Annotated in this window: 24 protein-coding genes; 7 read left to right on the forward strand and 17 right to left on the reverse strand. The window is 55.3% G+C overall.

The features are described 5' to 3' along the window. Nucleotides 1-41: 41 nt before the first annotated feature. Entirely contained in the window at nucleotides 42-671 is a 630-nt protein-coding gene (locus Q9L42_RS13525) for an RBBP9/YdeN family alpha/beta hydrolase (protein WP_305907872.1), read from the forward strand. Next, the gene (locus tag Q9L42_RS13530; protein WP_349431245.1) at nucleotides 671-1,498 is read left to right on the forward strand and encodes a hypothetical protein; all 828 of its coding nucleotides are present in this window, start codon (nucleotides 671-673) and stop codon (nucleotides 1,496-1,498) included. Before Q9L42_RS13525 ends, Q9L42_RS13530 begins: the two co-directional genes overlap by 1 nt. Nucleotides 1,499-1,589: 91 nt before the next feature. Here Q9L42_RS13530 and Q9L42_RS13535 read toward each other — a convergent pair whose 3' ends face one another. The 15 genes from Q9L42_RS13535 to Q9L42_RS13605 form a co-directional block, all read right to left on the reverse strand. Beyond that, nucleotides 1,590-2,306 (reverse strand): sulfite exporter TauE/SafE family protein, encoded by a 717-nt coding sequence (locus Q9L42_RS13535; protein ID WP_305907870.1) that lies wholly within the window; start codon nucleotides 2,304-2,306, stop codon nucleotides 1,590-1,592. A gap of 213 nt (nucleotides 2,307-2,519) precedes the next feature. Beyond that, nucleotides 2,520-4,316, reverse strand: a complete 1,797-nt coding sequence (locus Q9L42_RS13540; RefSeq protein ID WP_305907869.1) for a family 2A encapsulin nanocompartment cargo protein cysteine desulfurase — start codon at nucleotides 4,314-4,316, stop codon at nucleotides 2,520-2,522. Beyond that, nucleotides 4,303-5,226, reverse strand: coding sequence for a family 2A encapsulin nanocompartment shell protein (locus Q9L42_RS13545; RefSeq protein WP_305907868.1), 924 nt, complete (start codon nucleotides 5,224-5,226; stop codon nucleotides 4,303-4,305). The genes Q9L42_RS13540 and Q9L42_RS13545 overlap by 14 nt, the downstream gene beginning before the upstream one ends. 26 nt (nucleotides 5,227-5,252) lie before the next feature. Then, nucleotides 5,253-6,170: a serine O-acetyltransferase EpsC gene (gene epsC / locus Q9L42_RS13550; protein ID WP_305907867.1), complete on the reverse strand. Its 918-nt coding sequence runs from the start codon at nucleotides 6,168-6,170 to the stop codon at nucleotides 5,253-5,255. 383 nt (nucleotides 6,171-6,553) lie between these two features. Beyond that, on the reverse strand, nucleotides 6,554-6,766 hold the full coding sequence (locus Q9L42_RS13555; RefSeq protein ID WP_349431246.1) for a hypothetical protein: 213 nt from the start codon (nucleotides 6,764-6,766) through the stop codon (nucleotides 6,554-6,556). Between the two features lie 67 nt (nucleotides 6,767-6,833). Then, on the reverse strand, nucleotides 6,834-7,754 hold the full coding sequence (locus tag Q9L42_RS13560; RefSeq protein ID WP_305910196.1) for a LysR substrate-binding domain-containing protein: 921 nt from the start codon (nucleotides 7,752-7,754) through the stop codon (nucleotides 6,834-6,836). 26 nt (nucleotides 7,755-7,780) lie between these two features. Beyond that, nucleotides 7,781-8,824 carry a sulfate/molybdate ABC transporter ATP-binding protein gene (locus Q9L42_RS13565; protein WP_305907866.1) on the reverse strand — a complete coding sequence of 348 codons (1,044 nt, stop codon included), beginning with the start codon at nucleotides 8,822-8,824 and terminating at the stop codon, nucleotides 7,781-7,783. A gap of 112 nt (nucleotides 8,825-8,936) precedes the next feature. Further along, nucleotides 8,937-9,800, reverse strand: coding sequence for a sulfate ABC transporter permease subunit CysW (gene cysW / locus Q9L42_RS13570; protein WP_305907865.1), 864 nt, complete (start codon nucleotides 9,798-9,800; stop codon nucleotides 8,937-8,939). A gap of 12 nt (nucleotides 9,801-9,812) precedes the next feature. Next, complete coding sequence (cysT, locus tag Q9L42_RS13575) at nucleotides 9,813-10,640, reverse strand: sulfate ABC transporter permease subunit CysT (protein ID WP_305907864.1); 828 nt, start codon at nucleotides 10,638-10,640, stop codon at nucleotides 9,813-9,815. A gap of 305 nt (nucleotides 10,641-10,945) precedes the next feature. Continuing rightward, nucleotides 10,946-11,950 (reverse strand): sulfate ABC transporter substrate-binding protein, encoded by a 1,005-nt coding sequence (locus Q9L42_RS13580; RefSeq protein WP_349431247.1) that lies wholly within the window; start codon nucleotides 11,948-11,950, stop codon nucleotides 10,946-10,948. A gap of 40 nt (nucleotides 11,951-11,990) precedes the next feature. Then, nucleotides 11,991-13,487 (reverse strand): alginate export family protein, encoded by a 1,497-nt coding sequence (locus Q9L42_RS13585; protein WP_349431248.1) that lies wholly within the window; start codon nucleotides 13,485-13,487, stop codon nucleotides 11,991-11,993. A gap of 91 nt (nucleotides 13,488-13,578) precedes the next feature. Then, on the reverse strand, nucleotides 13,579-13,764 hold the full coding sequence (locus Q9L42_RS13590) for a YezD family protein (protein WP_305907862.1): 186 nt from the start codon (nucleotides 13,762-13,764) through the stop codon (nucleotides 13,579-13,581). 274 nt (nucleotides 13,765-14,038) lie between these two features. Then, nucleotides 14,039-16,684 carry an MGH1-like glycoside hydrolase domain-containing protein gene (locus Q9L42_RS13595; RefSeq protein ID WP_305907861.1) on the reverse strand — a complete coding sequence of 882 codons (2,646 nt, stop codon included), beginning with the start codon at nucleotides 16,682-16,684 and terminating at the stop codon, nucleotides 14,039-14,041. Beyond that, the gene (locus tag Q9L42_RS13600) at nucleotides 16,681-16,827 is read right to left on the reverse strand and encodes a hypothetical protein (protein ID WP_305907860.1); all 147 of its coding nucleotides are present in this window, start codon (nucleotides 16,825-16,827) and stop codon (nucleotides 16,681-16,683) included. The genes Q9L42_RS13595 and Q9L42_RS13600 overlap by 4 nt, the downstream gene beginning before the upstream one ends. A gap of 118 nt (nucleotides 16,828-16,945) precedes the next feature. Further along, nucleotides 16,946-17,404 carry a DUF6789 family protein gene (locus Q9L42_RS13605; RefSeq protein ID WP_305907859.1) on the reverse strand — a complete coding sequence of 153 codons (459 nt, stop codon included), beginning with the start codon at nucleotides 17,402-17,404 and terminating at the stop codon, nucleotides 16,946-16,948. A gap of 282 nt (nucleotides 17,405-17,686) precedes the next feature. Here Q9L42_RS13605 and Q9L42_RS13610 point away from each other — a divergent pair, with 282 nt between their 5' ends. The 5 genes from Q9L42_RS13610 (at nucleotide 17,687) to Q9L42_RS13630 (ending at nucleotide 23,228) form a co-directional block, all read left to right on the forward strand. Then, on the forward strand, nucleotides 17,687-19,462 hold the full coding sequence (locus Q9L42_RS13610; protein ID WP_305907858.1) for an SLC13 family permease: 1,776 nt from the start codon (nucleotides 17,687-17,689) through the stop codon (nucleotides 19,460-19,462). A 389-nt stretch (nucleotides 19,463-19,851) separates the two neighbouring features. Continuing rightward, nucleotides 19,852-20,991: an MlaE family ABC transporter permease gene (locus Q9L42_RS13615; protein WP_349431249.1), complete on the forward strand. Its 1,140-nt coding sequence runs from the start codon at nucleotides 19,852-19,854 to the stop codon at nucleotides 20,989-20,991. Beyond that, complete coding sequence (locus Q9L42_RS13620; RefSeq protein ID WP_305907856.1) at nucleotides 20,988-21,770, forward strand: ABC transporter ATP-binding protein; 783 nt, start codon at nucleotides 20,988-20,990, stop codon at nucleotides 21,768-21,770. Before Q9L42_RS13615 ends, Q9L42_RS13620 begins: the two co-directional genes overlap by 4 nt. Then, on the forward strand, nucleotides 21,745-22,692 hold the full coding sequence (locus Q9L42_RS13625) for an MlaD family protein (RefSeq protein WP_305907855.1): 948 nt from the start codon (nucleotides 21,745-21,747) through the stop codon (nucleotides 22,690-22,692). The genes Q9L42_RS13620 and Q9L42_RS13625 overlap by 26 nt, the downstream gene beginning before the upstream one ends. Further along, on the forward strand, nucleotides 22,689-23,228 hold the full coding sequence (locus tag Q9L42_RS13630; RefSeq protein WP_305907854.1) for a hypothetical protein: 540 nt from the start codon (nucleotides 22,689-22,691) through the stop codon (nucleotides 23,226-23,228). The genes Q9L42_RS13625 and Q9L42_RS13630 overlap by 4 nt, the downstream gene beginning before the upstream one ends. Nucleotides 23,229-23,371: 143 nt before the next feature. Here the strand turns inward: Q9L42_RS13630 and Q9L42_RS13635 are convergent, their stop codons facing one another. Both Q9L42_RS13635 and Q9L42_RS13640 read right to left on the reverse strand, forming a co-directional pair. Continuing rightward, a complete protein-coding gene (locus Q9L42_RS13635) occupies nucleotides 23,372-24,154 on the reverse strand; it encodes an MlaA family lipoprotein (RefSeq protein WP_305907853.1) in 783 nt (260 codons plus the stop codon). 479 nt (nucleotides 24,155-24,633) lie between these two features. Next, nucleotides 24,634-24,924 (reverse strand): hypothetical protein, encoded by a 291-nt coding sequence (locus Q9L42_RS13640; RefSeq protein WP_305907852.1) that lies wholly within the window; start codon nucleotides 24,922-24,924, stop codon nucleotides 24,634-24,636. Nucleotides 24,925-24,968 lie beyond the last annotated feature (44 nt).

Genomic DNA, 24,968 nt, shown 5'->3' on the forward strand with positions numbered 1-24,968 from the left:
CATTTTTATAGAATCAGAGTCAACAAGCATGAGGTGAAGCGATGAACAGTAAGATTCTCATAGTGCCCGGCTATCATGGCAGCGGCGAAAATCATTGGCAAACCTGGCTGGAACGGGCCTTGCCCGGGTGCGAGCGCGTCCGTGGCATCGATTGGGAACGACCGGAACTGTTCTCTTGGGCCGATGCCATTGATAATCATATTGAGAAAATCGGCCATCGAGTCATTCTGGTCGCGCACAGTTTTGGCTGTCTGGCCAGCAGTATCGTCGCCTCTCGCCGGCCGGACCAGGTGAATGGACTGATCATGGTGGCGCCGGCATCGCCGCTGCGCTTCTCGCTGCACGGCTTGATCGAGCATGAATCCGATGCAAGCGCCTCGATCGCTGTTCATCTGCCTCGGCAAAAGCTCGAAACCACGGGTTTGTTAGTGGCGAGTGAGAACGACCCGTGGCTGAGTTTCGCGCATGCCAAACAACTCAGCCGGTTCTGGGGGCTGGCTTTTTACAATGCCGGTCCGGCGGGCCACATCAACAGCGATTCCGGTCATGGCCAATGGCCGTTGATTCGGGAACTCGTCCTGGAATTGCAGGAGAAAACAGCACCTGATTTATCAGGCAGCCAACCACTTTATGCGGCGCGCGCTTTCGATCATTTGCCGGGAGGGGGATGATGGCTATTTTTATCGAATTCATCATCGGTGCGCTGCTTGCCCTGTATTTTCACTGGATGCTCAAATACGAGGAAGCGGCCTTTATCATCTTCGGCGTCGGCGTGCTGCTGTCTCTGGCCACTTATTTGATTCGCGAAGAAATTGTCCGCGCACGGCGCAGTTTGGCGAATTTGCACCACAGCGGCTACAAAATCAGCGAAGCCCTCGCGGCCATCGCCGAACCAGCGTGCCGGGAGAAATCACGGGAATTGTTGAAGGACTTCAGGCGCAATCTGGGCCTGCTCGAACGCGGTTGCCTGTTGTTGAACGAAGCGGAGTTTTATCTGGAAAGCGCGAAAGCGCTGGAGCAGACAAAACACCGTGTCAAAGCGGTCGATCCGATGCTGGTCAACTGGGATAGCCGGGGGGCGTTGGTCAATTACTATCAGGCCAATCTGGACGCTTTGGCGCGCGGGGTTCGGATTACCCGTGTGTTCGTGATAGGCCGCCGGGATTGCCACGATCCGGCGGTACAAAAGGTTTTGCAACGGCAAAGTGACGACGGCGTCGATGTGCGTATCGCGTTTCGCGAGGATTTGCCGCTGAAAAACGGGGACGGTTTCAATGGTTCGCTGGATTTTGCCGTTTATAACGATAGGGTGGTTGCCGATCGTGAACAGGGTAATCAATACTATTTCGGTATCAAAACCCACGAGAAGGCGGAAGTCGATAAATACAACCGGCTGTTCGATCTCATCGAGCATCACGCCCATCGCTGGCTGAATGAACCGGACAGCGAACGTTACCTGAAGCAATTCAGCAACGCGTCGACCGTATCCGGGACTTAATTCCATGCCGGTCAATGGTCCGCTTGATTCGATCAAACAGTTGCGCGACGGGAAAAAACAGCATCTGCGTCAGCGGAGGAGCTGTTTTTCGTTATTGAATAAGAAACCACAGTCCAAAACCGGCGATCATCGCGTCTATCAAACAAGTGAACATCGAAACGGACATTTCAGCCAACCAACGCTTGCCGATCAATGAACCCAAAATCATCACCGGACCGGTTAGTAACCCTACTAGCCACGTATTTGTCGTGGTCGCGTTCAGGCCCTGATAGGCAAGTAATTTACTGATGTGTACCATGCTCGTACCCAAGGCTTCGGTGCCGATGAAAGCGCCTTTGACCAAGCCGTAAGACAAATAAAACGGGGCCAGAAAAGGGCCCGCACTGCCAACCAGCGCCGAAACAACCGAAAATGCCGCGCCGATCGGCATAAACCAAGGCGTTTGGAAACCGGTCGCCGAATATTTAAACAGATGGCGCCATGCCACCGATGCAATCAAAAACGCCCCCAGAATAGCGGTTAGCTTGCTATCGGGGAGCCGGGCAAACAGCCAGGCGCCAAGGAATGAACAGGGGATCGCACCGCAGCAAAACCAGAATACGACGACCGGCTGAATGGCTTGGCGGTTCAAAACGACTCGGCTCAAATTTCCGCACAGTTGAGCAGCCGTATAGATGGAAACGGCTTCCCGGGCGCCAAATACGGAGACCAGCACCGGCAGTAAAATCACGCCGCCGCCTGTTCCTGCTACGGCGGCAAGCGTTGAAGCAGCCAGCGCGGCGCTTGCTATCAGAAAAGCGACATCCATCAAATGAAGCCGCTACTGGTAGAAACAACCGTCAAACCGTTTGGCACGAGGGCTGGCGGCTTGTTTGGCGGTCTGGCGCCCTTGTAATCGGAAGCCGTTTGGAAATGATTTGCCAAGGTATTATAGCGTCACGGTTTTTGAAAGGGTGAAAGAAGCGATGCGTTGGCGTAACGGATTTTACCGCTCTTCCAAACAGCTCATCCGGTAATTTTTTCAACTGAAAAAGGTTTTCGTTCCCGCCAGGCGTTTTAAGGATTCGATCAGAACATTGACCTCCTCATGGGTGTTGTAAAACGCCAATGACGGGCGCACCGTGCTTTCATGGCCGAAATGGCGCAGTATCGGTTGCGCGCAGTGATGCCCGGAACGGACTGCGATACCTTCCTGGTTCAGTGCTTTGCCGACGTCCGCGGTGCTGTGTCCTTTCAACACGAACGACAAGACACTGGTTTTGTCTTGCGCGGCGCCGATCAGACGTAACCCAGGAATGCACTTGAGCAGTTCGGTCGCGTATTCGAGCAGTTCGTGCTCGTAACGGGCAACATTCACGATGCCGATGCCTTGAAGGTATTCTAGCGCGGCGCCGAGACCGACTGCGTCGGCGATGTTGCCGGTACCGGCTTCGAAGCGGGCGGGTGCGGGTTGGTAAACGGTCTTTTCAAACGTGACATCCTCGATCATGTTACCGCCGCCTTGCCACGGCTCCATCGAATTGAGCAGTTCTTCCTTGCCGTACAACACGCCGATACCGGTGGGGCCAAATATCTTGTGTCCGGAAAACACCAGCCAATCGCAGTTCAGTTGCTGAACGTCGACGCCGAGATGCGACACCGATTGCGCGGCATCCAATAAGACCTTTGCGCCGACCTGTTGCGCCATCGCGATCATTTCCTCAGCCGGTGTAATCGTGCCCAAAGCGTTCGAGACATGCGTGAACGAAACCAGTTTGGTTTTGGCATTCAGCAGTTTCTGATACTCACTCAAAATGACCTGGCCGCTGTCATCGACCGGAATGACGCGCAGCACCGCGCCGGTTTCCCGGCAAAGCTGTTGCCACGGCACGATGTTGGCGTGATGTTCGAGCCAACTGATGACGATTTCGTCGCCTTCACCGATATGTTGTCTGCCGTAACTTTGCGCCACTAGATTGATAGCTTCGGTGGACCCGCGCACAAACACGATCTCCTTTGGCGATGACGCATTCAGGAAACGTGTGACGATATCGCGAGCTTTTTCATAGGCATCGGTCGCACGCGCGGCCAGTTCATGGGCAGCACGGTGAATGTTCGAGTTTTCGTAGCTGTAAAACTCGCTCAACCGGTCGATCACGACTTGCGGCTTTTGTGTCGTCGCGGCATTGTCAAACCATACCAAAGGCCGGCCATTGACTAATTCGCTCAATATCGGAAAGTCACGGCGTATGGCATGGACATCGAATGGCGGATGAGTCGAACCCAACCCGGCCTCTTGAGCCGCACGGCCCAATTGCGCTACTTCATTGAGAAAATAATAACCACCTACCGACTGTGGCGTTGCCAAAGTATTTGCCGGAGCCTTCAAATGTTGCGCTAACAAGGTTTTGAGTTCCGCTTGTAACGGCAAACCGCTGGGTTGAAGCGGATGCCGACCGAGTAACGATTGTTCGGCAGCCGGAATCGGCGGGATCGACTCGTGAGTCGCCGCCGAGCCTGGAATTTTCAAGTCCAAAGCTTGCGTTTCCGAACTGACGGGTGCTTTGGCGGAACGTTGTAAATAATCGCTGAGTTGTTCCTTGAGATCGGTTTCCAGTGGCAAGCCGCTCGGTTGCAACGAATGACGGCCAATAATCGCTTGCTCCGCTGCCGGAATCGGCTGAACCGGATTATGCGTGGCAGCCGAGCCCGGTACGCCGAAATCAGCCTCCGAAACCGGCGGGGCGGCGAACAGCGCGTTGGCCCACTGCGTTAACTGGCTTTCATCGGGTAGGCCTAATGCGCTTGAGTCGATGTTTGTTGAATTATTTGTAGTCATAGTATTGGTCCACGGCAACATTTTCGAGTACGCCGATCGCGTCTTCGGTCAAAACGGCCAGCGAACAATAGAGTGATACCAAGTATGAAGCGATGGCTTTATGATTGATGCCCATGAAGCGCACCGACAAGCCCATGCTCAGTTCGTCGGTCAGGTTGGGTTGATACAGACCGACGACGCCTTGGCGGCTTTCGCCGGTGCGCAGCAGCAGGATGTTGGTCGTTTCATTGGTGACTTTGAGTTTATCGGTGGGAATCAACGGAATGCCGCGCCAGGTGACGAATTGAGAACCGAATAGGCTTAAGGTCGGCGGCGGTGTGCCGCGGCGGGTCGCTTCCCGGCCGAAGGCGGCGATTGCGCGCGGATGCGCGAGGAAAAACGCAGGTTCTTTCCACACTTTTGAGATCAATTCGTCAAGGTCGTCAGGGGTCGGTGCGCCATTACGGGTTTGCACCTTTTGCGAATCGGCGACATTGTTCAGCAAGCCGTATTCGGCGTTGTTGATCAATTCGCTTTCCTGCCTTTCCTTGACGGTCTCGATGGTCAGTCGCAACTGTTCGTGAATTTGATTGTGCGGGCTGCTGTATAAATCGGCGACGCGGGTGTGGACATCGAGTACCGTATTCACCGCGTTCAAACGGTATTCGCGGCCCCATTCCTCGTAATCGACATAGGTTTGCGGCAACACTTTTTCGTCGAGGCTGGAACAATCGACCGCGATACTGGTTTCGCTCTTGACTTTGTTGACACGGTAGATACCGGCTTCGACCGGCACCCAGGGCAACAGATGAACGAGCCAGCGCGGCGTGATCGTCCCCATCATCGGCACGGTTTTGGTCGCATTCGACAGCGTACGCGCGGCGACGTCGCCTAGCGCGGTATGGGCTTGATGAATATCGGATTCGGTCATGATTTATCTCCTGGTTGTTATTAAGTTCAATTTTGTTGTTGCATGTGTTGTTGCGTGATCACGCTGCCGGGCGGAACGCTTTCGGTCAGCCACACATTGCCGCCGATCGTGGAGCCTTTGCCGAGGGTGATACGGCCCAGAATGGTGGCGCCCGCATAAATCACCACGTCGTCTTCGACGATGGGATGGCGGAGGTTGCCTTTCACCAGGCTGCCATCCGGGTTTTTCGGAAAGCGTTTGGCGCCCAAGGTGACGGCCTGATACACGCGGACATGCCGACCGATGACCGCGGTTTCGCCGATCACGACGCCGGTGCCGTGATCGATGAAGAAACTTTCGCCGATCGTGGCGCCGGGGTGGATGTCGATGCCGGTGGCGGAATGGGCAATTTCGGCAATCATGCGCGCGGTCAGCGGCGCTCCCAGCCCGTACAGGACATGCGCGATACGGTGATGAATGATGGCATTGATTCCCGGGTAGCACACCAATACCTCGTCGCTGCTGCCGGCGGCGGGGTCGCCTTCGAAGGCGGCCTGGATGTCGGTGTCAAGCAGCTGCCGGATTTTCGGCAACTCATTGGCGAAGCCGCGGATCAATTGGGTTGCCTGCCGTTGCACCGGATCGCTATAACAATCTTGGCGCGATCTAAAGCCCAGCTCGCGCCGAATTTGCTTTTTCAGGCCGCGTAAATGGGTATCGAGCGTGTGACCGACGTAGGCATCGATACCGTCTTCGTCAAGGTCGGGCAGCCCGAGTCTATTGGGAAACAACGCGGCGCTCAGCCCCTCGACGACCGCTGCCAGCGCGGTGCGGGACGGCAGTTTTGGCGGTTTGTCAAGACGTTCGCGCAACTCCAGTGAATGGTTGCGGAGGCCGCGTAACTGCGCGACGATCCCGTCGATGCTTAAGCCGGTCGACGCTTTTTCATTCCTTCGATTATTCATAAGTGTTTACTCTGAACTCCGAATTATTCAGGCAATAGCTGTGTAAAGGCCAATATATTCAGACATAAAAAAAGCCAGTGACGCCAGAGCGCTGAGCGCTCTGGCGTCACTGGCTTCCGGTTGTCCGGTCAGCTTGTGACGTTAGGGCTAAGATACAGCTCTTGTGCACTCATTGTCAACAGTCATGCCAATACCAATTTGGAGCTCAAAAAGGGCATGGGGCGTGTTTGGCGAGGATGTCGGCAGCAAGGCTTGCTGCCGTCAAGCCCCCAAGGAAGGGTTTACCCAGCACCTAAATACCATAGACTATTGGCTATGATTTATTATCGTCGTTTATTTAGGTGCTGAGTGAACGGCGCTCCTCGACAGACACGGCCCATGCCCTAAACACCGCGAAAATGCTCAAACTGGGAATTGCTGCCAATAGTCATCAAAAGTCCGTATGCGGATGGGTATGTGATGACGGGGCCGGCTTTTATGTATCGAACAAGCCCCTCGAACAACACCGAGCTTAAATAGCGCTCGCCCGAGTCCGGCAGCACCACGACGATGGTTTTGCCTGCGTTTTCCTGGCGCCTGGCAATACGGTCCGCCACGGTAACGGCCGCCCCCGAGGAAATTCCCGAGATAATATTTTCCTCACACGGTTTCTAGGAATGATTCCTAACATTTATTATCGGAACTGAACAACGCATTGTTTCTGGATGCCGCCAGCAATTGATCGATGAAATAATGGGTATAGGCAGGCAAGTAACTGTCTTTCAAATAGGCGAATTTTGTCGTCGAGTGCGGAATCAAATGCTCGAGGCTCAGTATCGACAGGTCGTAATCCGTTCCGGGTTCCAACGATGTTTCTGCAATCAAGCCGATGCCAAGACCCAAGCGAACATAGGTCTTGATCACATCGGAATCGGCCGCCGCCAGCGTGACATCCAACTCCATGCCGGCCGCGGCGAAGGCTTTTTCCAGGTTGCTGCGGCCGGTAAAGCCCCGGCTGTAGGTAAGAATCGGAAAATTCGCCAGACGTTCCAACGTGATTTCGCCATGGGTTAGCGGATGGCTGTGCGGCACGATGACGACATGGTGCCACTGGTAGCAAGGTTTGATGACCAGTTTCGGGTCGTCATCGAGCTTTTCGGTACAGATGGCGATGTCGGCCTTTTGCTCATGCAGCAAGTGAATCAAATTATCGGGCGATGATTGTTCGATGTAGATTTTGATGTCCGGGTATTTCTTCTTGAATTGGGTGATCGGTTTCGGCAAGAGGTATTTAGCCTGGGTATGCGTGGTCGCGATGTTCAGTGTGCCGTTGCGGTTTTCCAGATAATCGTCGGCCAGCATGCGGATGTTGCGTTTGGCTTGCCTGATGGTGGCCACCTGTTCCAGGATGCTGTTTCCCAACGCGGTGGAGCCAATCAGGCGTTTACCGTGGCGCTTGAACAGCGGACTGCCTAGTTCGTCCTCCAGCATCAGCAGTTGCCGACTGACCGCCGACTGCACGATATTCATGCGTTCCGCCACCTTGGTCACGTTGTAGCCGGTTTCCTGTAAATACTGCAAAATTTCCAATTGATTTAGATTCATATTGTTGACATCGATGCCGGGTTCGATCAGTTGAACCAATGCGCATGCTTGATGCGCAATGCCACTCCGTCGCCTTTGTGCAAATCCAATGCGCGAAATTGTTCGTTCGGCATTTCGGCATAGATCGTCGCCGCGTTGCCGTTGGCGCCGTCTTTGCTTAATTCCAGTCGGATAGTGCCGCCCAGGTGCTGCCAATCCTTCAAATAAACCGGTGTATTAGCCGAATCGATAGGTTTTTCGATTTGAATATTGTGCGGGCGCACATGCGCGATAACGCCCTTGGGTTCGTCGATGATGATGCCGGCGCTTTGCAGCCAAGCGCTGTCGTCCTTTTCCAGATGAAACACGTTGGTATGGCCGATGAAACGGGAGACGAAATCGTTGTTAGGGTGATCATAAATTTCGCTGGGCGTGCCTTTCTGTTCGATTTTGCCGTGATTCAGCACGACGATCTGGCTGGCGACTTCCATCGCCTCTTCCTGGTCGTGGGTCACGAAGATGCTGGTGACGTTCAATTCGTGGTGCAGATGTCGCAGCCACAGCCGCAAGTCCTTGCGCACGCTGGCATCGAGCGCGCCGAACGGCTCGTCCAGCAACAACACCGATGGTTCCACCGCCAGGGCGCGGGCCAGGGCGATGCGTTGACGTTGGCCGCCGGACAGTTGATCGGGAAAGCGGTCGGCCAGCCAGTCCAGTTGCACCAGGTTGAGCAATTTATGCACCTTGTCCTTGATTTCCACCTCGCTTGGGCGTTCCTTGCGAGGTTTCACGCGCAAGCCAAAGGCGATGTTGTCGAACACGGTCATATGCCGAAACAAGGCGTAATGCTGGAACACGAAGCCGATTTGCCGGTTTTTGACCGGTTGATCGGTCACATTGTCGCCTTTGAGGAACACTTCTCCTTGATCGGCCTGTTCCAGGCCGGCGATGATTCTGAGCAGCGTGGTTTTGCCGCAGCCGGACGGTCCCAGCAAGGCGACCAGTTCGCCTTCGGGAATCTCCAGGTTAATGTTGTCCAGCGCGGTAAACCCGCCAAAGTTCTTGTTGATGTTGTTAAGGGTGATACTCATCGTGGTGCTCTCGTTCAATTCGTTTATGTAGGCTGGGTTGAACAACGTGAAACCCAGCTTTTCGGTTATTTCTGCTGGGTATCGCTATCGCTCAACCCAGCCTACTGCCGACTTATGCCACTTTCCGATCCTGGTTTTGCTTCCATTCCAAATAGGTCTTCACGACTAGCGTGACCACCGCCAAACCGGCCAATAACGAGGCGCTAGCGAAGGAGCCGACGAAGTCGTATTCGTTATAGGTAATTTCGACGTGCAGCGGCAGCGTATTGGTCAGCCCACGAATGTGGCCGGACACCACGGATACCGCCCCGAATTCACCCATCGCGCGGGCATTACACAAGAGTACGCCGTACAGCAGTCCCCATTTGATGTTGGGCAGGGTGATCCTGAAAAAGGTTTTCCAGCCGCTGGCGCCGAGCGACAAGGCCGCTTCTTCTTCCTCGTGTCCCATTTCCTGCATCAGCGGAATCAGCTCACGGGCGACGAACGGAAAAGTGACGAACAGGGTCGCCAGGATAATGCCCGGCACCGCGAACACGATTTTGATATCATGTTCGGACAACCAAGGCCCCAGCCAGCCCTGGGCGCCGAATACCAGTACATAAATCAAGCCGGCGATGACCGGCGACACCGAAAACGGCAGGTCGATCAATGTGATCAAAAAGCTTTTGCCGCGAAATTCGAAGCGAGCGATGGCCCAGGCCGCGCTGATGCCGAACACAGTGGTCAATGGCACGGTAATGGCTGCGGTCAACAGCGTCAGGCGTATCGCGGCCAAGGTGTCGGGATGGCCGAGGCTGGCGCTATAGGTTTCCCATCCTTTGGAAAAGGCTTCGAGTAATACCGTGGCCAACGGCAGAATCAAGAACAGGCCGATAATGGACAGCGTCAGTCCGGTCAAGCCGTAGCGCACCCAGTCCGGTTCGCTTAGGACGATGGCTTCAGGGTTCGTAGCGGAATTTGTAAGTGTATTCATCGTAGTTCCCTTTTAAAGTTGGCCGCTGCGCCGGCGCACCCACCATTGCAGCGCATTGACCAGCAATAATAATAAAAACGAGATAATCAGCATGGTCAGGCCGATGGCGGTCGCGCCGGCGTAATCATATTGTTCCAGCTTGGTGATGATCAGCAGCGGCACGATTTCCGAGACATAAGGCATATTACCGGCGATGAAAATCACCGAGCCGTACTCTCCGACCCCGCGCGCGAACGCCAAGGCGAAACCGGTCAGCGCCGCCGGCAGGATATTGGGCAGAATAATTCTGATAAACGTTTGCAGGCGATTGGCGCCGAGGCTGGCAGCCGCTTCTTCCATTGCCGTATCGAATTCCTGCAACACCGGCTCTATGGTGCGCACGACAAACGGCAGGCCGATAAAAATCAGCGCGAATACGATGCCGAGTGGCTTGTAGGCGATTTGCACGCCGAGTGTCTGCATGACGATTTCACCGATGATGCCTTTCGGTTCGTAGATGGCCGCCAGCACGATGCCGGCGACCGCGGTCGGCAACGCGAACGGCAAATCGATCAGGGCATCGAACAAGCGCTTGCCGGGAAACGGATAGCGCACCAGGGTCCAGGCGATGATGAAGCCAAATAACGCAGCGATGGCGGCGGCGATCAAGGCCGAGACGAAACTGACCCGGAACGAGGCCTGGACTCGTTGGTTGGTCAGTATGTCCCAGTATTGATCCAGGCTGAGCTGCAGGCTTTTGAATACCAGCGCGCTCAAGGGTATCAGCACGATCAGCGCCAGATAAAACAGGGTAAACCCCAGGGCCGGGCGAAATCCCGGCATGATGTAACTTTGTGGCATGTCGTTAGCCTTTTTAAATAGTAATCATTTTCCTGTTTCCCAAACTCCGTTTGGGAAAACCATTACCGCAAGCTCTAGCTTGCCGGTTTCGAGAAGCTAGTGCTTCTCTGCCCACATTCCCAAGCAAAGAGCTTGGGAATGAGTGGAGTTAAATGGCAAAAAACGGCGGTGTTTTATCTCTCATCCGTTTTTGTGTTTGGCGCGAAGTGATGCCGGTTCCCGCGCTGTGTAGAGCGACGGGGCGGGATACGACGCGGAGCGTCTCGCGATGCGTTCCCACGCGGAGCGTGGGAACGATGCGGGTATTACGGTGCATAAATCTGGTCGAAGGTGCCGCCATCGTTGAAGTGGGTTTCCTGGGCTTGTTGCCAGCCGCCAAACACCTCATCTACCGAAAAGCGTTCCAGTTCTGGGAAACGCGCCAGGTCTTTGGGGTCGGCGTGCTCCGGCTGTTGCGGACGATAGTAATACTTGGCCGCCAGACGCTGGCCTACCGGTGAATACAAATATTCCAGATAAGCCGTGGCCAGATCCGTGGCGCCGTGTTTCTCGGCGACTTTATCAAGCACCGTGACCGGCGTTTCCGCCAGGATACTGGCCTTTGGCACGACAATGTCGAACTGATCGGGACCCAGTTGATTGACCGCCAGGAAGGCTTCGTTTTCCCAGGCCAGCAACACGTCGCCGATGCCGCGTTGCACGAAGGTGGTGGTCGAGCCGCGCGCGCCGGAATCCAAGACCGGCACGTTTTTATACAGCTTTTTCACGAAATCCTTGGCGGCGTCCTTGCTGCCGTATTTTTTCTCGGCAAAGGCCCAGGCGGCCAGATAGTTGTAACGCGCGCCGCCGGACGTTTTCGGATTTGGGGTGATGACCGACACGCCATCCTTGATCAAATCGTCCCAATCCTTGATGGCTTTCGGATTGCCCTTGCGCACCAGAAACACGATGGTCGAGGTGTACGGCGCGCTGTTGTTCGGCAAACGCGTTTGCCAGTCTTTATCGAGCTTGCCGGTGAGCTTGGCGATCTGATCGATGTCATAGGACAGCGCCAAGGTCAGTACGTCGCCTTCCAGTCCGTCGATGACCGCGCGCGCCTGCTTGCCGGCGCCGCCGTGCGATTGCTGGATCGTGACCGTCTCGCCGGTTTTTTCCTGCCAGTGGTCGATGAATTTCTGGTTGAATTCTTGATACAGCTCCCGGGTCGGGTCGTAGGAAATATTGAGTAGGCTACGATCGGCTTGCGCGGTTGGGGCAATCAACAAATTGGCGGCCAGAATAGGCAATGCGAGTAATTTAAATGCTTTCATAATAATTCTCTTGTCGTTAAATGAAGGTTAAAAAAGGCTGTCAGAAACGCAGTTCCGACTGTACGAAAAAGTAATCGGTATCCTTTTCACCGCCTTGCGGCAGTTTTCCGCGGTTCGGCAGTTGCGCCAGCCGGTCGAAATAATCGCCCTTGAGCCAGTGCGAGTAGCCGGCCGACAGAATCCAGTTGGAGCCGAATTTGTATTCACCGAGCAGCTCGATGTCATGGCCCAGCCAACGGCCTGAGCTGCCAGTCTTGTCCTGCAGGTTGCCGCCCGACACTTGCGAGCCGTCGAAGGCGTCCTTGGCTTCCGCCAGCCAGTTGGCGTGGTGCTTGAAGTGAATCCTGCTGTTGCCGGTCGGTCTCACCGAAAGGCGCCAACCGGCTGCTTCCAGGTTGGAATGGCCGAACGGTCCGTACAGGCTGGTCTGCATCAGGTCGGATCCGGTACGGCGCAAGCCGAACAGCCGGTCGAAGGTTTGGCTTTTGCCGCTATTCGGATCGTCGCTGCCGCTGGCATAAACGTATTCGGCCAACACTTGCGGAATCCAGGGAACATTGAAGGAGTAGCCAATTCTGGCGAAACCGGCATAGGCGAAATGATCCTTGTTCCGCCTCTCACCGTCTTGCACGATGCCTTCGAAATCATAGTACCAGCGCCCGGACTCGCCTTTGTTAAAATCCCCTGTTTTCTTGATTTCTTTTACATAACCGTGGGCGCCGAAGGTCGAGAAATGGCGGCTGCGTTTGGGATCTTTGTTTTCGCTGATCCCCAGGTAATACACCTCGCCGTTCAGCCAACTCAGTTGTTTCGACTCGAACGCCGTTCCCCAGAACAGAGTTTTCTTGCTGCTTTCATCCAACTGCCGTTCAAAGCGATTGACCGGCGAGGTCAAGAACGCCCGCACCCGCCAGTCCTTGTCGTTGCCCAGCGCGATGTGGCCGCCGTCGAAGGCATTGGTGGTATTCGGATAATTGTTGCGGCCGATCAAGCGCGCCTTACCCAATTCCAGCGTGATGCGGCCGACATGGAAATCGGTGCGCAAGCCGGTGTCGAACACGTTCTTGAACGTGGCCGAGCCGAACAATTGCAAAATATCGAACTCATTGACCATGCGCCGGGTAAAATCGCCCGGCTCGTCATAATGCGTGCGTGAGTCCTGACCTTCGAACATGACCCAGAACGGCCCCTGATTGACGCCCAAGTGAATGCGTGATAGTAGCGGCAATTGGTCGTTGGTGCCGGGATTTTGCCCGGAACGCCAGTTATGGCCGACATTCTCGTAACGGGTGCGCTGACTGAGGCTGAACTCGACCCAGTCGGGCAGGTTCAGCGCCGCCTTGGCGACCCGGTTCCATTTGATGCGATTCGATCGAATCAAGGCTTCGTCGGGCAGTTCTTTCCATTCTTTTGAGTAATAAGCCTTCTCGGCCCTGTCGTAGGCCGATTCGATAATCGAGCCGTCTGACGCCAACGCCGGTTGCGCGATCAAACTCGCAACCGCCAACGCCAGCGCGGACTGTTTGTTATTGGTCATGTTTCGTTTCCCCTGAAAACACGGCCGCTTCCGGTGTTCCGGTCAGTCAACCGTTCAATCTTTTTATGTATCTCCGATGGGTTCGGTGGATTTACTGTTTGTTGTGTCCGGTCTTGATCCGGTATTTTTCGTGTTTGTCGATTTGCACCACGCGGCCGTCATGCACCACGATTTCGATAGAACCGAAACGAATATCTTGTAAAATCGACAGGATCTGTATCGCGATTTCGTTGTGGTTTTCCGGTTTCGATAAATCAAACTTTATTGGCTTATCCATATAACCTCGGGCTTTCACGCTTTTGTTGTTTGGTAGTGAACTTTTGTTGGGGAAATGTTAATGAATTGCGCAAGACAAATGAAACGATATAATTCGATTATGATATCTGATAATTAGATATTGAAAATACGGGGACAAGAGGAATTGTTACGGAAGGGATTGGAAACGTGAAGCGCACGGAGTTAGACAGGCGCCCTTAAGGTTTTCTTCATAGAGCGCTGATTAATACGTTCGGCGAGGCCGGAATGCTCGGCATTCGCCTATCGACTGCATCCTACCGCTTATCGGCTTGCAGCAGTTTCGCCACCAGGCCGGTCCAGCCGGTCTGATGCGACGCGCCCAGACCTCGCCCGTCGTCGCCGTGGAAATATTCATGAAACAACAGATAATCTCTGAAATGCGGGCCTTTTTGCAGTTTATCAGCGGCGCCGAACAGCGGCCGTTGTCCGTTCCGGTCGTAGCGGAACAAGCGGGTCAAGCGCAACGTCAGTTCGTCGGCGATTTCGGTGATATTCAGAAATTGCCCCGATCCGGTCGGACATTCGATTTTAAAATCGTCGCCGTAATACGACGCGAAGCGTTTCAGCGAGGTCACGATCAAATAGTTGACCGGAAACCAGACCGGTCCTCGCCAGTTGGAATTGCCGCCGAACATCACCGTTTCGGTTTCGCCCGGTTGATAGCGCACCGAGACCGGTTCGCCGCAGCAATCGAACACATAGGGTGCATCGAGATAGACGCGCGACAACGAACGGACGCCGTAATCGGACAAAAATTCGCTTTCATCGAGCATGCGTTTCAACAGCAATTTCATGCGATGCCCGCGCAGCAGCGACAACAGGCGGCGGTTGCCGCGGCCGGGTTCGTTCCAGTGCGACACCAGTCCGGCCAAATCCGGTCGGTAGTTCAGAAACCATTGCAGGCGCCGATTGAAATCGGGCAAACGATCGAGGATTTCCGGTTCCAGAATTTCGACCGCGAACAGCGGAATCAGGCCGATCATAGAGCGGACTTTCAGCGGCATCATCTGGCCATCGGGAAGGCGCAGCACGTCGTAAAAGAAGCCGTCTTCTTCATTCCACAGGCCGAATCCATCATCACCGATATGGGTCATGGCCTTGGCGATGTAGAGAAAATGTTCGAAAAACTTGGTGGCGATATCCTCATAGGTGCGGTTATGCAGCGCCAGCTCCAGCGCGATGCGCATCAAGTTGAGGCAATACATCGCCATCCAACTGGTGGCGTCCGATTGGTTGAGGTGGCCGCCGGTCGGCAGCGGGGCGCTGCGGTCGAAAACGCCGATGTTGTCCAGGCCCAGAAAGCCGCCCTGAAACACGTTGTTGTCGTCGATATCCTTGCGGTTGACCCACCAGGTGAAATTGACGATCAGTTTGTGTAGAACCCGTTCGAGAAAATCCAGGTCGCCGACGCCGCCGTTGGCATCGCATTCGCTTTTGTACACTTCCCAGGCGGCCCAGGCATGCACCGGCGGATTGACGTCGTCGAACGACCATTCGTAGGCGGGAATCTGGCCGTTGGGGTGCATGTACCAGACCCGCGTCATCAACAGGATCTGATGCTTGGCGAAGGCCGGGTCGATCATCGCCAGCGCCACGCAGTGGAACGCCAGATCCCACGAGGCGTACCACGGATATTCCCATTTGTCCGGCATCGAGATGATGTCGGCGTTGTTCAGATGCAACCAGTTACGGTTGCGTCCGCGTCGGCGTTCCGACGGCGGCGCGGGCTGTCCTGGGTCGCCGTTCAACCATTGAGGAATATCGTAATAATAAAACTGTTTATTCCAGATCATGCCGGCGAGCGCCTGACGCTGAATCCGGCGTGATTCGGCATCGGTCAAATCCTGTTGCAAGACGGCGTAAAATTCATCGGCCTCTTCAATGCGGGCGGCGAAGATTTTGTCGAAATCGATGAACGCTTTGCGGTTGGGTGTCCGGGTCAGGCGCAAGCGGAATTCGCTATGCCCGCCCGCGGGCAAGGTCAAGGCGTAATGGCCGCAGGCCTTGGTGCCTTGTTCGGCCGGATTGACGGCCCGGCGATTGCCGTGCACGACGGCGTCGTGGAAACCGTCCTTGAAGAATCCTTCGGCTTCGATGTCATAGAGCCGCTTGACATGGGTATCGTTGTCGCAGAACAAGAGTTCCGGTGAGCCGTCCAGGTAGCAATGGTAGGCGCCCAGGGCTTCATGCTCGATGACGATGCACCCTGTTTCGGTGGCGGACAGCGACGGCCGGCTTGCATCATAGCCCCAGCTCCAGGTGTTGCGGAACCACAGTTGCGGCAGGATATGCAGCGGCGCGGGTTCGAGCCCTCGGTTATGGGCAGTGACGCGCATCAGGATGTCGTCCGGGGAGGCCTTGGCGTATTCGACGAAGACGTCGAAGTAACGGTCCTCGTCGAACACGCCGCTGTCGAGCAGTTCGTATTCTCGTTCGTGTCTGTCCCGGCGGCGGTTTTCCTCGACCAAGCGGCTATATGGAAACGCCGCCTGTGGATATTTGTAGAGCATTTTCAGATAGGCATGACTGGGCGTCGCATCGAGGTAGTAATACAGCTCCTTGACGTCCTCGCCATGATTGCCTTGGCCGTTGCCGAGGCCGAACAGGCGCTCTTTCAAAATGGGGTCTTTTTCGTTCCATACGGCAACGCTCAGGCATAAGTGCTGGCGGATGTCGCAAAAACCGGCGATGCCGTCCTCGCCCCAGCGATAGGCGCGGCTGCCGGCGTGTTCGAACGGAAAGTAGTCCCAGGCTTCGCCGTCGGCGCTATAATCCTCCCGCACCGTGCCCCATTGCCGTTCGCTCAGATAGGGACCCCAATCGCGCCAGGCGGAATCGGAATGTCCGCTGCTCTGCGCGTCGATGCGGCGTTGTTCGGCCGCGGCGGGTTTGATGTTCATAGTCGTTGCTCCGGCTGGCCCGTTCGGCGATAAAGCGGGCGTATGTCGACGACATCGGGGCCAAGCGTTCCGGCTAACCGCGTTAGCGGATAGCTTTTCGGGCCGGTCTCTTCGTGCAGGGTTATTGTGTGTTTACTGTTCATGGCTGAGTCCTCCTGAGTATTCGAAGCTATCGGACCGGCGCGGTAGCGCCCCTTAAAGATAAGGGACGGACAGCGGGAGCCGATCGCTTTGGAGCCAGCGCCTCCAATTGGCTATCGGTCATCCATGAACATGGGAATGCTCGGTGCAATGGTCGCATCCCACTTTTCCGGCTACCGCACCCAGCAGGCCACCGTACACCCAATGTCCCATCAAAGCCGCCATGGCCGCCTTGAAGCCGCCGATGTTGGCCATGAAGAAACCAGCGCCGGCCATCGGCATCACCATCGTGGCGGCCAGTAGCCATAATGCTGTACCGAACAACAGGCCTTTCATGACCGGCGCGCCCGGCAAAAAGCGGTACAGTAACAAGGCGTACAGCAATGGAAACGCAACGACGCCAAGCATGATATGAACCGCCATGCCCAACGCATAGATGCCGCCCATCATGTTGCCCAGCATCGCGGCGATGTCCATCGGTTGCCCGACCAGCATCGGCGCTGCGAACCGCATCATCAGGGTCATGACCAATGTGCCGGCGAAACCGCCGGCCAACGTTTTGATTAATTTCGTGTTCATAATACACCTCCGGATTGATAATGAATGAGTTCGCTATGTTCGATAGCTATACGTGTGTCGCAGTGTTCGGGTTAGCCTTACAAAATAATCCTGAATGAGGTTGGCAGCCGTGAAATTTTGCGGGGCGTGGGTTTGAGTCAGGCGTCGTTATTTTGCCGACAGGCAATTCGACGGCGCCTATATTCTAAAAAGTAATAACTATATCGTTTTTAAATTCTTTTTATCATAAACGATGTCCTATAAAATGTGCTGTTTTAACACAAGCAAGAGACCGGATTGGTTATGGAATGGCAGGGTTGGTTGTCTTTATCTCTCACTGTGGGTACGCTCGTTACGCTCATTTTTACCCGAATAGGTCCGCACATCGTGTTGGTTACCGTGTTGACGATTCTGAGCGTTTGCGGCGTGCTGTCCGGCGCCGAGGCGGTCGCCGGTTTCAGCAATACCGGCTTGATTACCGTCGCGGCGATGTTTGTCGTGGCCGCCGGCATCCATTCGTCGGGGGGCGTCGATCTTTTGGTCAACAAAGTGTTGGGGGCTCCTAAGAGCGAACGTTCGGCCCTGTCGCGGATCTTCCTGCCGGTGGTTCTGTTGAGCGGCTTTCTGAACAACACGCCCGTGGTCGCGACGATGATTCCGGCCATCAATACCTGGGCGAAACGAATCAATATCGCGCCATCCAAGTTGATGATACCGCTGAGCTACACGGCTATTTTAGGCGGCACCCTGACCCTGATCGGCACCAGCACCAATTTGGTTCTGAATGGCCAATATCAAGCGTTGACCGGTCAACCGGGATTCTCGCTGTTCGCGATAACGGCCGTCGGCTTGCCGGTCGCCATCCTGGGACTGCTGTTTATCTGGCTGTTTTTTCCCAAGTGGCTGCCCGATCGCAGCGACAAGAAAGCATTTGACAATCTGCGCGAATTCACGCTCGAGGTCAAGATCACACCGAATGGGCCGCTGGTCGGCAAATCCATCGTCGAGGCGGGCTTGCGCGATTTAAAGCGCGTTTACTTGGTGGAAATCGAACGCCAGGGCGTCGTCTTAACGGCGGTATCGTCCGATGAGATTCTGCAAGGCGACGATCATTTAATTTTCGCCGGCGATACCGAAGCGATTTCGGAACTGCTGCGAATCAACGGCATCGCTTCCTCGGCGGATTTGGATCCGCAGCAGACGCTGAGTGAAAACAGGGCGGGGCGCCGATTGGTCGAAGCGGTCGTGTCGCCGCATTGCGACGCAATCGGTCATGCGATACGCGATGCCCGCTTCAGAAATCGCTACGGCGCCATCGTATTGGCGGTCGCCCGCAACGGCGAAAGGGTTAAGGGCAACTTGGGCAATATCAGACTGCAGGCGGGCGACACCTTGTTGTTGGAGGCGCGTCCAGCCTTCGTCACCCGGCAACGTTACAACAAGGATTTTCTGTTGATCAATGAACTGGATCACGAACCACCCAGGCATGAACGCGCGCTGTTATCCTGGGCTATTCTGATCGCGGTGGTTTCGGCGGCCGGGGTGGGCTGGATTTCGATGTTGAACGCGGCGTTGATCGGGGCGGTGGCGATGATCGCCACCGGCTGTTGTTCGGTCAGTCAGGCGGAAAAAAGCCTGGATCTGAGCGTGATCATGACTATCGCGGCTTCGTTTGCGTTGGGCGCGGCGCTGCAAAAAACCGGCGTCGCGGCCTTCCTGGCGGAAAATATCGTCGGCTTTAGTCACGGCGACGGTCTGTTGTTGCTGATCCTGACCTATGCAGCCGTGTCGTTGTTGACCGAAACCATCACCAACAATGCCGCGGCCGTATTGATGCTGCCGGTGGTACTCGAGATTACCGAAAAAGCATCATTGAACCAGGAACCGTTCGTGTTCGCGATCATGATGGCGGCATCGGCCAGTTTCGCCACACCCTTAGGCTACCAAACCAACTTGATGGTATATGGCCCCGGCGGCTACCGTTTCACGGATTTTCTGAAAGTAGGACTGCCAATGAATATCTTTATTGGCATCGTCACATTAGTCGTATTGGTTATCGGTTGGCCGATTTATGCGTGATTTTCGAGCGAAATACCGATTAAATCCTTAGTTCACGGTGTGCCAAGACTTACGGGCGCCGAGAAAGCTCTATTCAAGCGCTGCTCCAAAACGGAGTGGACGGAAGGGGATCTCTCTTTTACGGTAGGCCGGGCAGCATCACCGTGAATCCATGCCGGAGTTTATATTAGGGAAGCGCTGAATAAATCCGTCCTGGATTTCTCAGCGCCCAGTTAAGGAAAATGCGACCTCCCTTAACCTCACAAAACCAATCGGTTATGGCGATCGATTTTGGTCGTGCATCCTTGCACTCCAGGAAATGCTGAATTAATCAGCATTTCCTTAGGGGCCCGTAAGGTTTGGCTCCGGCAACCGACTTATTAAAAAATTGTTTTATTAATACGTGCATTATGACCCATAAGCCGAAGGCAAACGACGACGATGACATGGCTGTTCTGAAAGTGTCGGAAGAGATGACTGGTACGATAAGGCTGCAAGGCCGATGGACGTTGCGGTCGTTGGCCACGGCGCCCGAAGTGCGCCGGAGACTCAACAAACTGGACGACGCAAACGGCCGGACATGGAATCTCGAAGCCGTCGAAAGCATGGATCGGGCGGCAGCCTTTTTGCTTTGGCAGGCCTGGGGCGAAAAGTTGCCGGATGACATCGAGATGCGTCCCGAGCATCGGGCTTTGTTCCTCTACTGGCGCGGCCGGACGATTCCCCGCCAGGCGCCGATGAAAGTGAATTTGTCGGGGCTGGCTGCTTACTGGCGGGGTCTTGGAGAGGGTTTTTACCGCCATCTCTCGGCTTGGCTGACCTTGTTCGGGCGCCTATTGCTCGATATCGGCTTTATGCTGCGTCATCCCGCTTCATTTCCGCTCAAGGAAACCTCTATCACGATTTACCAGGCGGGAGTCAGCGCGCTGGGCATTACCGCGTTGATCGGCCTGTTGGTGGGGGTGTCGATGAGCTATCTGTCGTCTTTGCAATTACAGCGTTTCGGCGCCGAAATCTATATCATCGACCTGCTCGGGCTTTCCATCATTCGCGAGTTGGGGCCGATGCTGGCTGCCATATTGATCGCCGGCCGCTCCGGTTCCGCGATGACCGCCGAAATCGGCATCATGCGCGTAACCCAGGAACTGGATGCGATGGCGGTATTGGGTATGTCGCATTCTCAGCGGCTGGTCTTGCCGAAAGTCGCCGCGCTGTCGCTGGCCGTGCCGTTGCTGATCGTCTGGACCGATATCATGGCGTTGGTGGGCGGCATGATATCGGCGCAGTTGACGCTGGACATCGGCTACCGGCAGTTTATCGATCAGCTGCCGAAGGCGGTGCCGGTGGTCAATTTCTATATCGGTCTCGCCAAGGGCGTGACCTTCGGCATGATGATCGCCCTGATCGCCTGCCATTTCGGTTTTTTGATCCAGCCGAACAGCGAAAGCCTGGGCCGGGAAACCACGCGCGCCGTGGTGGCGGCCATCACTGTCGTGATCATGGTCGATACCGTTTATTCAATTTTGTTCAGGGAGGTGGGATTGCCATGAATAGTCCTTATGCGGTCGAGCTGGATCATATCCATACGGCTTTTGGCGCACACCGTGTCCACCGCGACATCAGCTTGCATCTTCCGGCCGGCGAAATCGTCGGCCTTGTGGGCGCCTCCGGCAGTGGCAAAACCACCTTGTTGCGCGAAATGATGGGGCTGGAATATCCCAGCAGGGGGCATGTGCGCGTCTTGGGCGAGGAGGTTGCGGACACCTGTGCGCTGGATTGCCGGCAACGGCGTAATCATATCGGCGTTCTGTTTCAGGGAGGGGCTTTGTTCAGCGCCTTGAGCGTCTTCGATAATATCGCCTTGCCGCTGCGCGAACTGGGTATCGACGACGAAGGATTGATTGGGCAATTGGTATGCATGCGGCTGGCCATGGTCGGCCTGAACGCGCATGACGCGATGTTGATGCCGGCCGAACTTTCCGGCGGCATGGTCAAGCGTGCGGCGCTGGCCCGGGCCCTGATTCTTGAACCCGAGCTGCTGTTGCTGGACGAACCGACCTCGGGGCTGGATCCGGTCGCCAGCGAGGACTTCGTCTCGCTGCTGCGTGAATTGCACCATGAACTGAATTTTACCGTGGTGATGGTGACTCACGACCTTCATATCCTGCGCGACTTGTGTGACAAGATCGCGGTGCTGGCGGATGGTCGGCTGATCGCGTTCGCACCCTTGATTGAGGTGTTGAAAATCGACCATCCTTTCATCGGGGAATTTTTCCAGAATCACCGCGCCCGGCGAGTGTTCAATGCAATGGAGTCCGACCATGGGTAAAGACAGTTTCGCGTTGCTGACCGGTTTGTTCATGGCGGTTCTGATCGCTGTCAGCGTGATCATCGTCATCTGGCTGGGCGAATTCGACCACCGCAGTCATACCTATGTCGCCGTCAGCCGGGGGGCGGTGACCGGTCTGAAGCCGGGTTCTACCGTTTATTACCGGGGGATCGCGATCGGCAAGGTCAGTGACGTGAGTTTCGACCCCGACGACCCGGGCCTGATCGTCGTGCCGATGGCGATTAACGAAGGCGTAAGGCTGAAACGGGGCGTTTATGCGACGCTGGAAATGCAGGGCGTCACCGGGCTGACCCGGATCGCGCTGAAAAACCGCGAGAATATGCCGGGCGGTTATCTGCCGGAGGGCGATAACCCGGGCAAGCGTATCCCTATCGAGCCTTCCTTGATCGACCGCTTGTCCGAGTCGGGCGAAGATACACTGGTGGAAAGCCGGGAACTGATACGGCGTTTGAATCGCTTGCTGGACGACGAAACCATCGCCCATGCGCAAGGGACGCTGCTTAATCTCGAGCGCGCAAGCCTGCGTTTCAATCGACTTCAGGATCACGTTTTGACTGTTTTGGACGATGCGCCGGCGCTGCTTGCCGACGCGCGCCGCGCATTGACTGATGTCCATCGACTGGCGGACGAATATCGGATGTTGGGCGGACAAGTTCGCGACGATCTGCAGGTATTGAGCGAGGAGAGCGTCGCGACGCTGGCGACCGGTCGGCAGGTTGGCCGCCATCTGCTCGATACGACCCTGCCGAAAGCCGACCGTCTGATGCTGCGATTACAAGATTCCGCGCGGCGTTTCGATCGAATCGCGACAATTTTGGAATACGATCCGCAGTCCCTGTTGCTGGGCGCAGATCCATTACAACCCGCGCCCGGCGAACCGGGCTTCGAGGAGGCACGATGAAACCGTTTATGATACGCGCAAGCTGGCTCTTTCTGGCGTTGACCGTCGCCGCCTGCTCGGGCGGTGCGGGCCGGAGACTGCCGCTCCAACACGATCTGGGGCCGATTGACATAGCGTCGGAACAACGAGTCCAGGTGCGCGTCGATGCACCGGCCTGGCTATGGGACGAGCGGATCCGCTACCGACTGTTATACCGGGACCCCTCGGCGATTCGCTATTACAACCTGGATCGCTGGGAAGCGCCGCTGCCGGTGTTGATCGAGCCTTACCTCGCCATTCCCGGACAACGATCGATAACATTGAAGATTCGGCTCGATCGCTTCGAGCAACAATTCGTCACCCCGGATCATGCCAGGTTGTTCATCGACATGAAGATCGAGGCCTTGAACGGTCGCGACAACCGCCTGTTAGGCCGTCGTTCGATCGTTTTATCGCAAGACCCCGTAAGCCCCGATGCGGCAGGTGCTATTGCGGGTTTGGCCGCGTTAACAGAAAGGGCCCGAAGTGAAATTCACAGGTGGCTCAAGGCGCTATAGCAACAAAATCCAGCGTAGATTCGGATGTTGCCATTGTCGCCGTTGAAAGCTTTTGGTAAAACAAGGGGGGTCAAAAGGTCAGTGATGGCGGTTTCCATCGATGCGCCATTGGGTAAACTGGATCTTGGGAGCCATAAAGAAAATTATTGACTCGGCTCCATAGTCATTCCTTCGCTTTCGTTGCTCTCAATCGGTTCCAGCAAGTCGTCTTCAGGTATATTTCCATCATTAACCAGGTATTCTCTGTGTTGCTGATAAGAATTCCGGATGAAGGCATAACGGTCTATCGCGGCTTCGTCGACGATTTTTTCGGTGGTCATCAGACCGGCTCGGCGATCAGTGACGTCCAATAGATCGGAGGCGGTGCCGGCGACATTCGCGGCGACGCCGCCGAAGACGGTATAGTTGACGGGATCCATCGCGGCGTCGCCGATCAGGCCACCGACGCCTCTAGGCGAACTGGGTCCCCAAAAGGGAATGACCAAATAGGGGCCGGACGATACGCCCCAAACGCCCAGGGTTTGCTCGAAGTCTTCATTGTGCTTGGGCAGGCCGATGTCGGTCGCGACATCGATGAAGCCGGCGACGCCGACCGTGGTGTTCAGCAGAAAACGACCCATGTCCATGCCCGCCTGTTGCACTTTCCATTGCAACGCATCGTTGAGGGTGACGCCGATATCATCGATGTTACTGAAGAAATTACTGATGCCCCGGTCGACAGGCTCCGGGGTGGCGACCAGATAGCCTTTCGCCAATGGTTTCATAATGTTCTCGTCGAAGTCGTCATTGAACTGTTGCGCGCCGCGGTTCCAGCTTTCCCATGGATCATCCGGATTTTCCACCGGGACCGAGACACAGCCACTCGATGAAGCCAGCAACACTGCACTGACGATAAATACATTTCTGTTTCGTATGGACTTGCCCATAGCGCGCTCCTGAATGGATTGTTATCGTTTAATAATGAGTCGTAATGAAATGGTTTTACTTACAGTGAATAGCCATGTTCGGGTTGTTAGACAGGTAGACCTCCATCATGCCGGACCTATTCGCGCTGCGAAAGAAGAATAGGGGAGAGCGATCTGAATGGTAAGAAACGCAAAGGCTTGAGCAGTTCCGTAAAAAATTTATTTCGACGTCAATAAGCGTTGGCGAGGAGAATTGCCGGTCACGCATTTTTTAGTCGCGATCATCAGGAAATCCGTCACTTGAGGATTATAGAAGAGCAGGAATTGGTCGATTGGCTGGCAAAACAAACGGATCTATAATCTAGTGCTCAGTCATTTTATATATGACGGGTACTCGGCAGGCGCCAGATATTCCCGGTTTGAGCATTTGTGCTGTGTTTAGGGCATGGGGGGAGAGCCGCGTTGAGTAACTTCATGCTACCCGACGCGGCGCCGGTTGTTTAGCGATAAAAGCGTTTTCCGTAATAAAATCGATAACCAGGATAACGATTGCCATAATAAAATCGCCTACGGCCGTAGTGGTGGCCGCCATGAAAATGATTCCGGCGATGACCATGGCGATAATTTAACGGCAATCCATATCTGGGTTTGACATGTCGACGGCCATAACCTGTATGGGGATGATGCCGGCCGTGGCTAAAATGGTGGCCTCCGAAGCGCCTGGCTTCCGCTTCTTGTGAGCCTACAAAGGAAAAACTTAATAATACCAGGGTCAACAGAATAGTTTTCATGATCGCCTCCGTTTTTCGGATGATCACTTATTTCGAGTACGCAT

The organism is Methylomarinum sp. Ch1-1, from assembly GCF_030717995.2.
Classification (GTDB): domain Bacteria; phylum Pseudomonadota; class Gammaproteobacteria; order Methylococcales; family Methylomonadaceae; genus Methylomarinum; species Methylomarinum roseum.

Coding starts and splice junctions, on each gene's coding strand:
- Q9L42_RS13525 (WP_305907872.1), top strand. CDS start 42: ATGAACAGTAAGATTCTCATAGTGCCCGGCTATCATGGCAGCGGCGAA.
- Q9L42_RS13530 (WP_349431245.1), top strand. CDS start 671: ATGGCTATTTTTATCGAATTCATCATCGGTGCGCTGCTTGCCCTGTAT.
- Q9L42_RS13535 (WP_305907870.1), bottom strand. CDS start 2,306: ATGGATGTCGCTTTTCTGATAGCAAGCGCCGCGCTGGCTGCTTCAACG.
- Q9L42_RS13540 (WP_305907869.1), bottom strand. CDS start 4,316: ATGACTACAAATAATTCAACAAACATCGACTCAAGCGCATTAGGCCTA.
- Q9L42_RS13545 (WP_305907868.1), bottom strand. CDS start 5,226: ATGACCGAATCCGATATTCATCAAGCCCATACCGCGCTAGGCGACGTC.
- epsC (WP_305907867.1), bottom strand. CDS start 6,170: ATGAATAATCGAAGGAATGAAAAAGCGTCGACCGGCTTAAGCATCGAC.
- Q9L42_RS13560 (WP_305910196.1), bottom strand. CDS start 7,754: ATGAATCTAAATCAATTGGAAATTTTGCAGTATTTACAGGAAACCGGC.
- Q9L42_RS13565 (WP_305907866.1), bottom strand. CDS start 8,824: ATGAGTATCACCCTTAACAACATCAACAAGAACTTTGGCGGGTTTACC.
- cysW (WP_305907865.1), bottom strand. CDS start 9,800: ATGAATACACTTACAAATTCCGCTACGAACCCTGAAGCCATCGTCCTA.
- cysT (WP_305907864.1), bottom strand. CDS start 10,640: ATGCCACAAAGTTACATCATGCCGGGATTTCGCCCGGCCCTGGGGTTT.
- Q9L42_RS13580 (WP_349431247.1), bottom strand. CDS start 11,950: ATGAAAGCATTTAAATTACTCGCATTGCCTATTCTGGCCGCCAATTTG.
- Q9L42_RS13585 (WP_349431248.1), bottom strand. CDS start 13,487: ATGACCAATAACAAACAGTCCGCGCTGGCGTTGGCGGTTGCGAGTTTG.
- Q9L42_RS13590 (WP_305907862.1), bottom strand. CDS start 13,764: ATGGATAAGCCAATAAAGTTTGATTTATCGAAACCGGAAAACCACAAC.
- Q9L42_RS13595 (WP_305907861.1), bottom strand. CDS start 16,684: ATGAACATCAAACCCGCCGCGGCCGAACAACGCCGCATCGACGCGCAG.
- Q9L42_RS13600 (WP_305907860.1), bottom strand. CDS start 16,827: ATGAACAGTAAACACACAATAACCCTGCACGAAGAGACCGGCCCGAAA.
- Q9L42_RS13605 (WP_305907859.1), bottom strand. CDS start 17,404: ATGAACACGAAATTAATCAAAACGTTGGCCGGCGGTTTCGCCGGCACA.
- Q9L42_RS13610 (WP_305907858.1), top strand. CDS start 17,687: ATGGAATGGCAGGGTTGGTTGTCTTTATCTCTCACTGTGGGTACGCTC.
- Q9L42_RS13615 (WP_349431249.1), top strand. CDS start 19,852: ATGACCCATAAGCCGAAGGCAAACGACGACGATGACATGGCTGTTCTG.
- Q9L42_RS13620 (WP_305907856.1), top strand. CDS start 20,988: ATGAATAGTCCTTATGCGGTCGAGCTGGATCATATCCATACGGCTTTT.
- Q9L42_RS13625 (WP_305907855.1), top strand. CDS start 21,745: ATGCAATGGAGTCCGACCATGGGTAAAGACAGTTTCGCGTTGCTGACC.
- Q9L42_RS13630 (WP_305907854.1), top strand. CDS start 22,689: ATGAAACCGTTTATGATACGCGCAAGCTGGCTCTTTCTGGCGTTGACC.
- Q9L42_RS13635 (WP_305907853.1), bottom strand. CDS start 24,154: ATGGGCAAGTCCATACGAAACAGAAATGTATTTATCGTCAGTGCAGTG.
- Q9L42_RS13640 (WP_305907852.1), bottom strand. CDS start 24,924: ATGAAAACTATTCTGTTGACCCTGGTATTATTAAGTTTTTCCTTTGTA.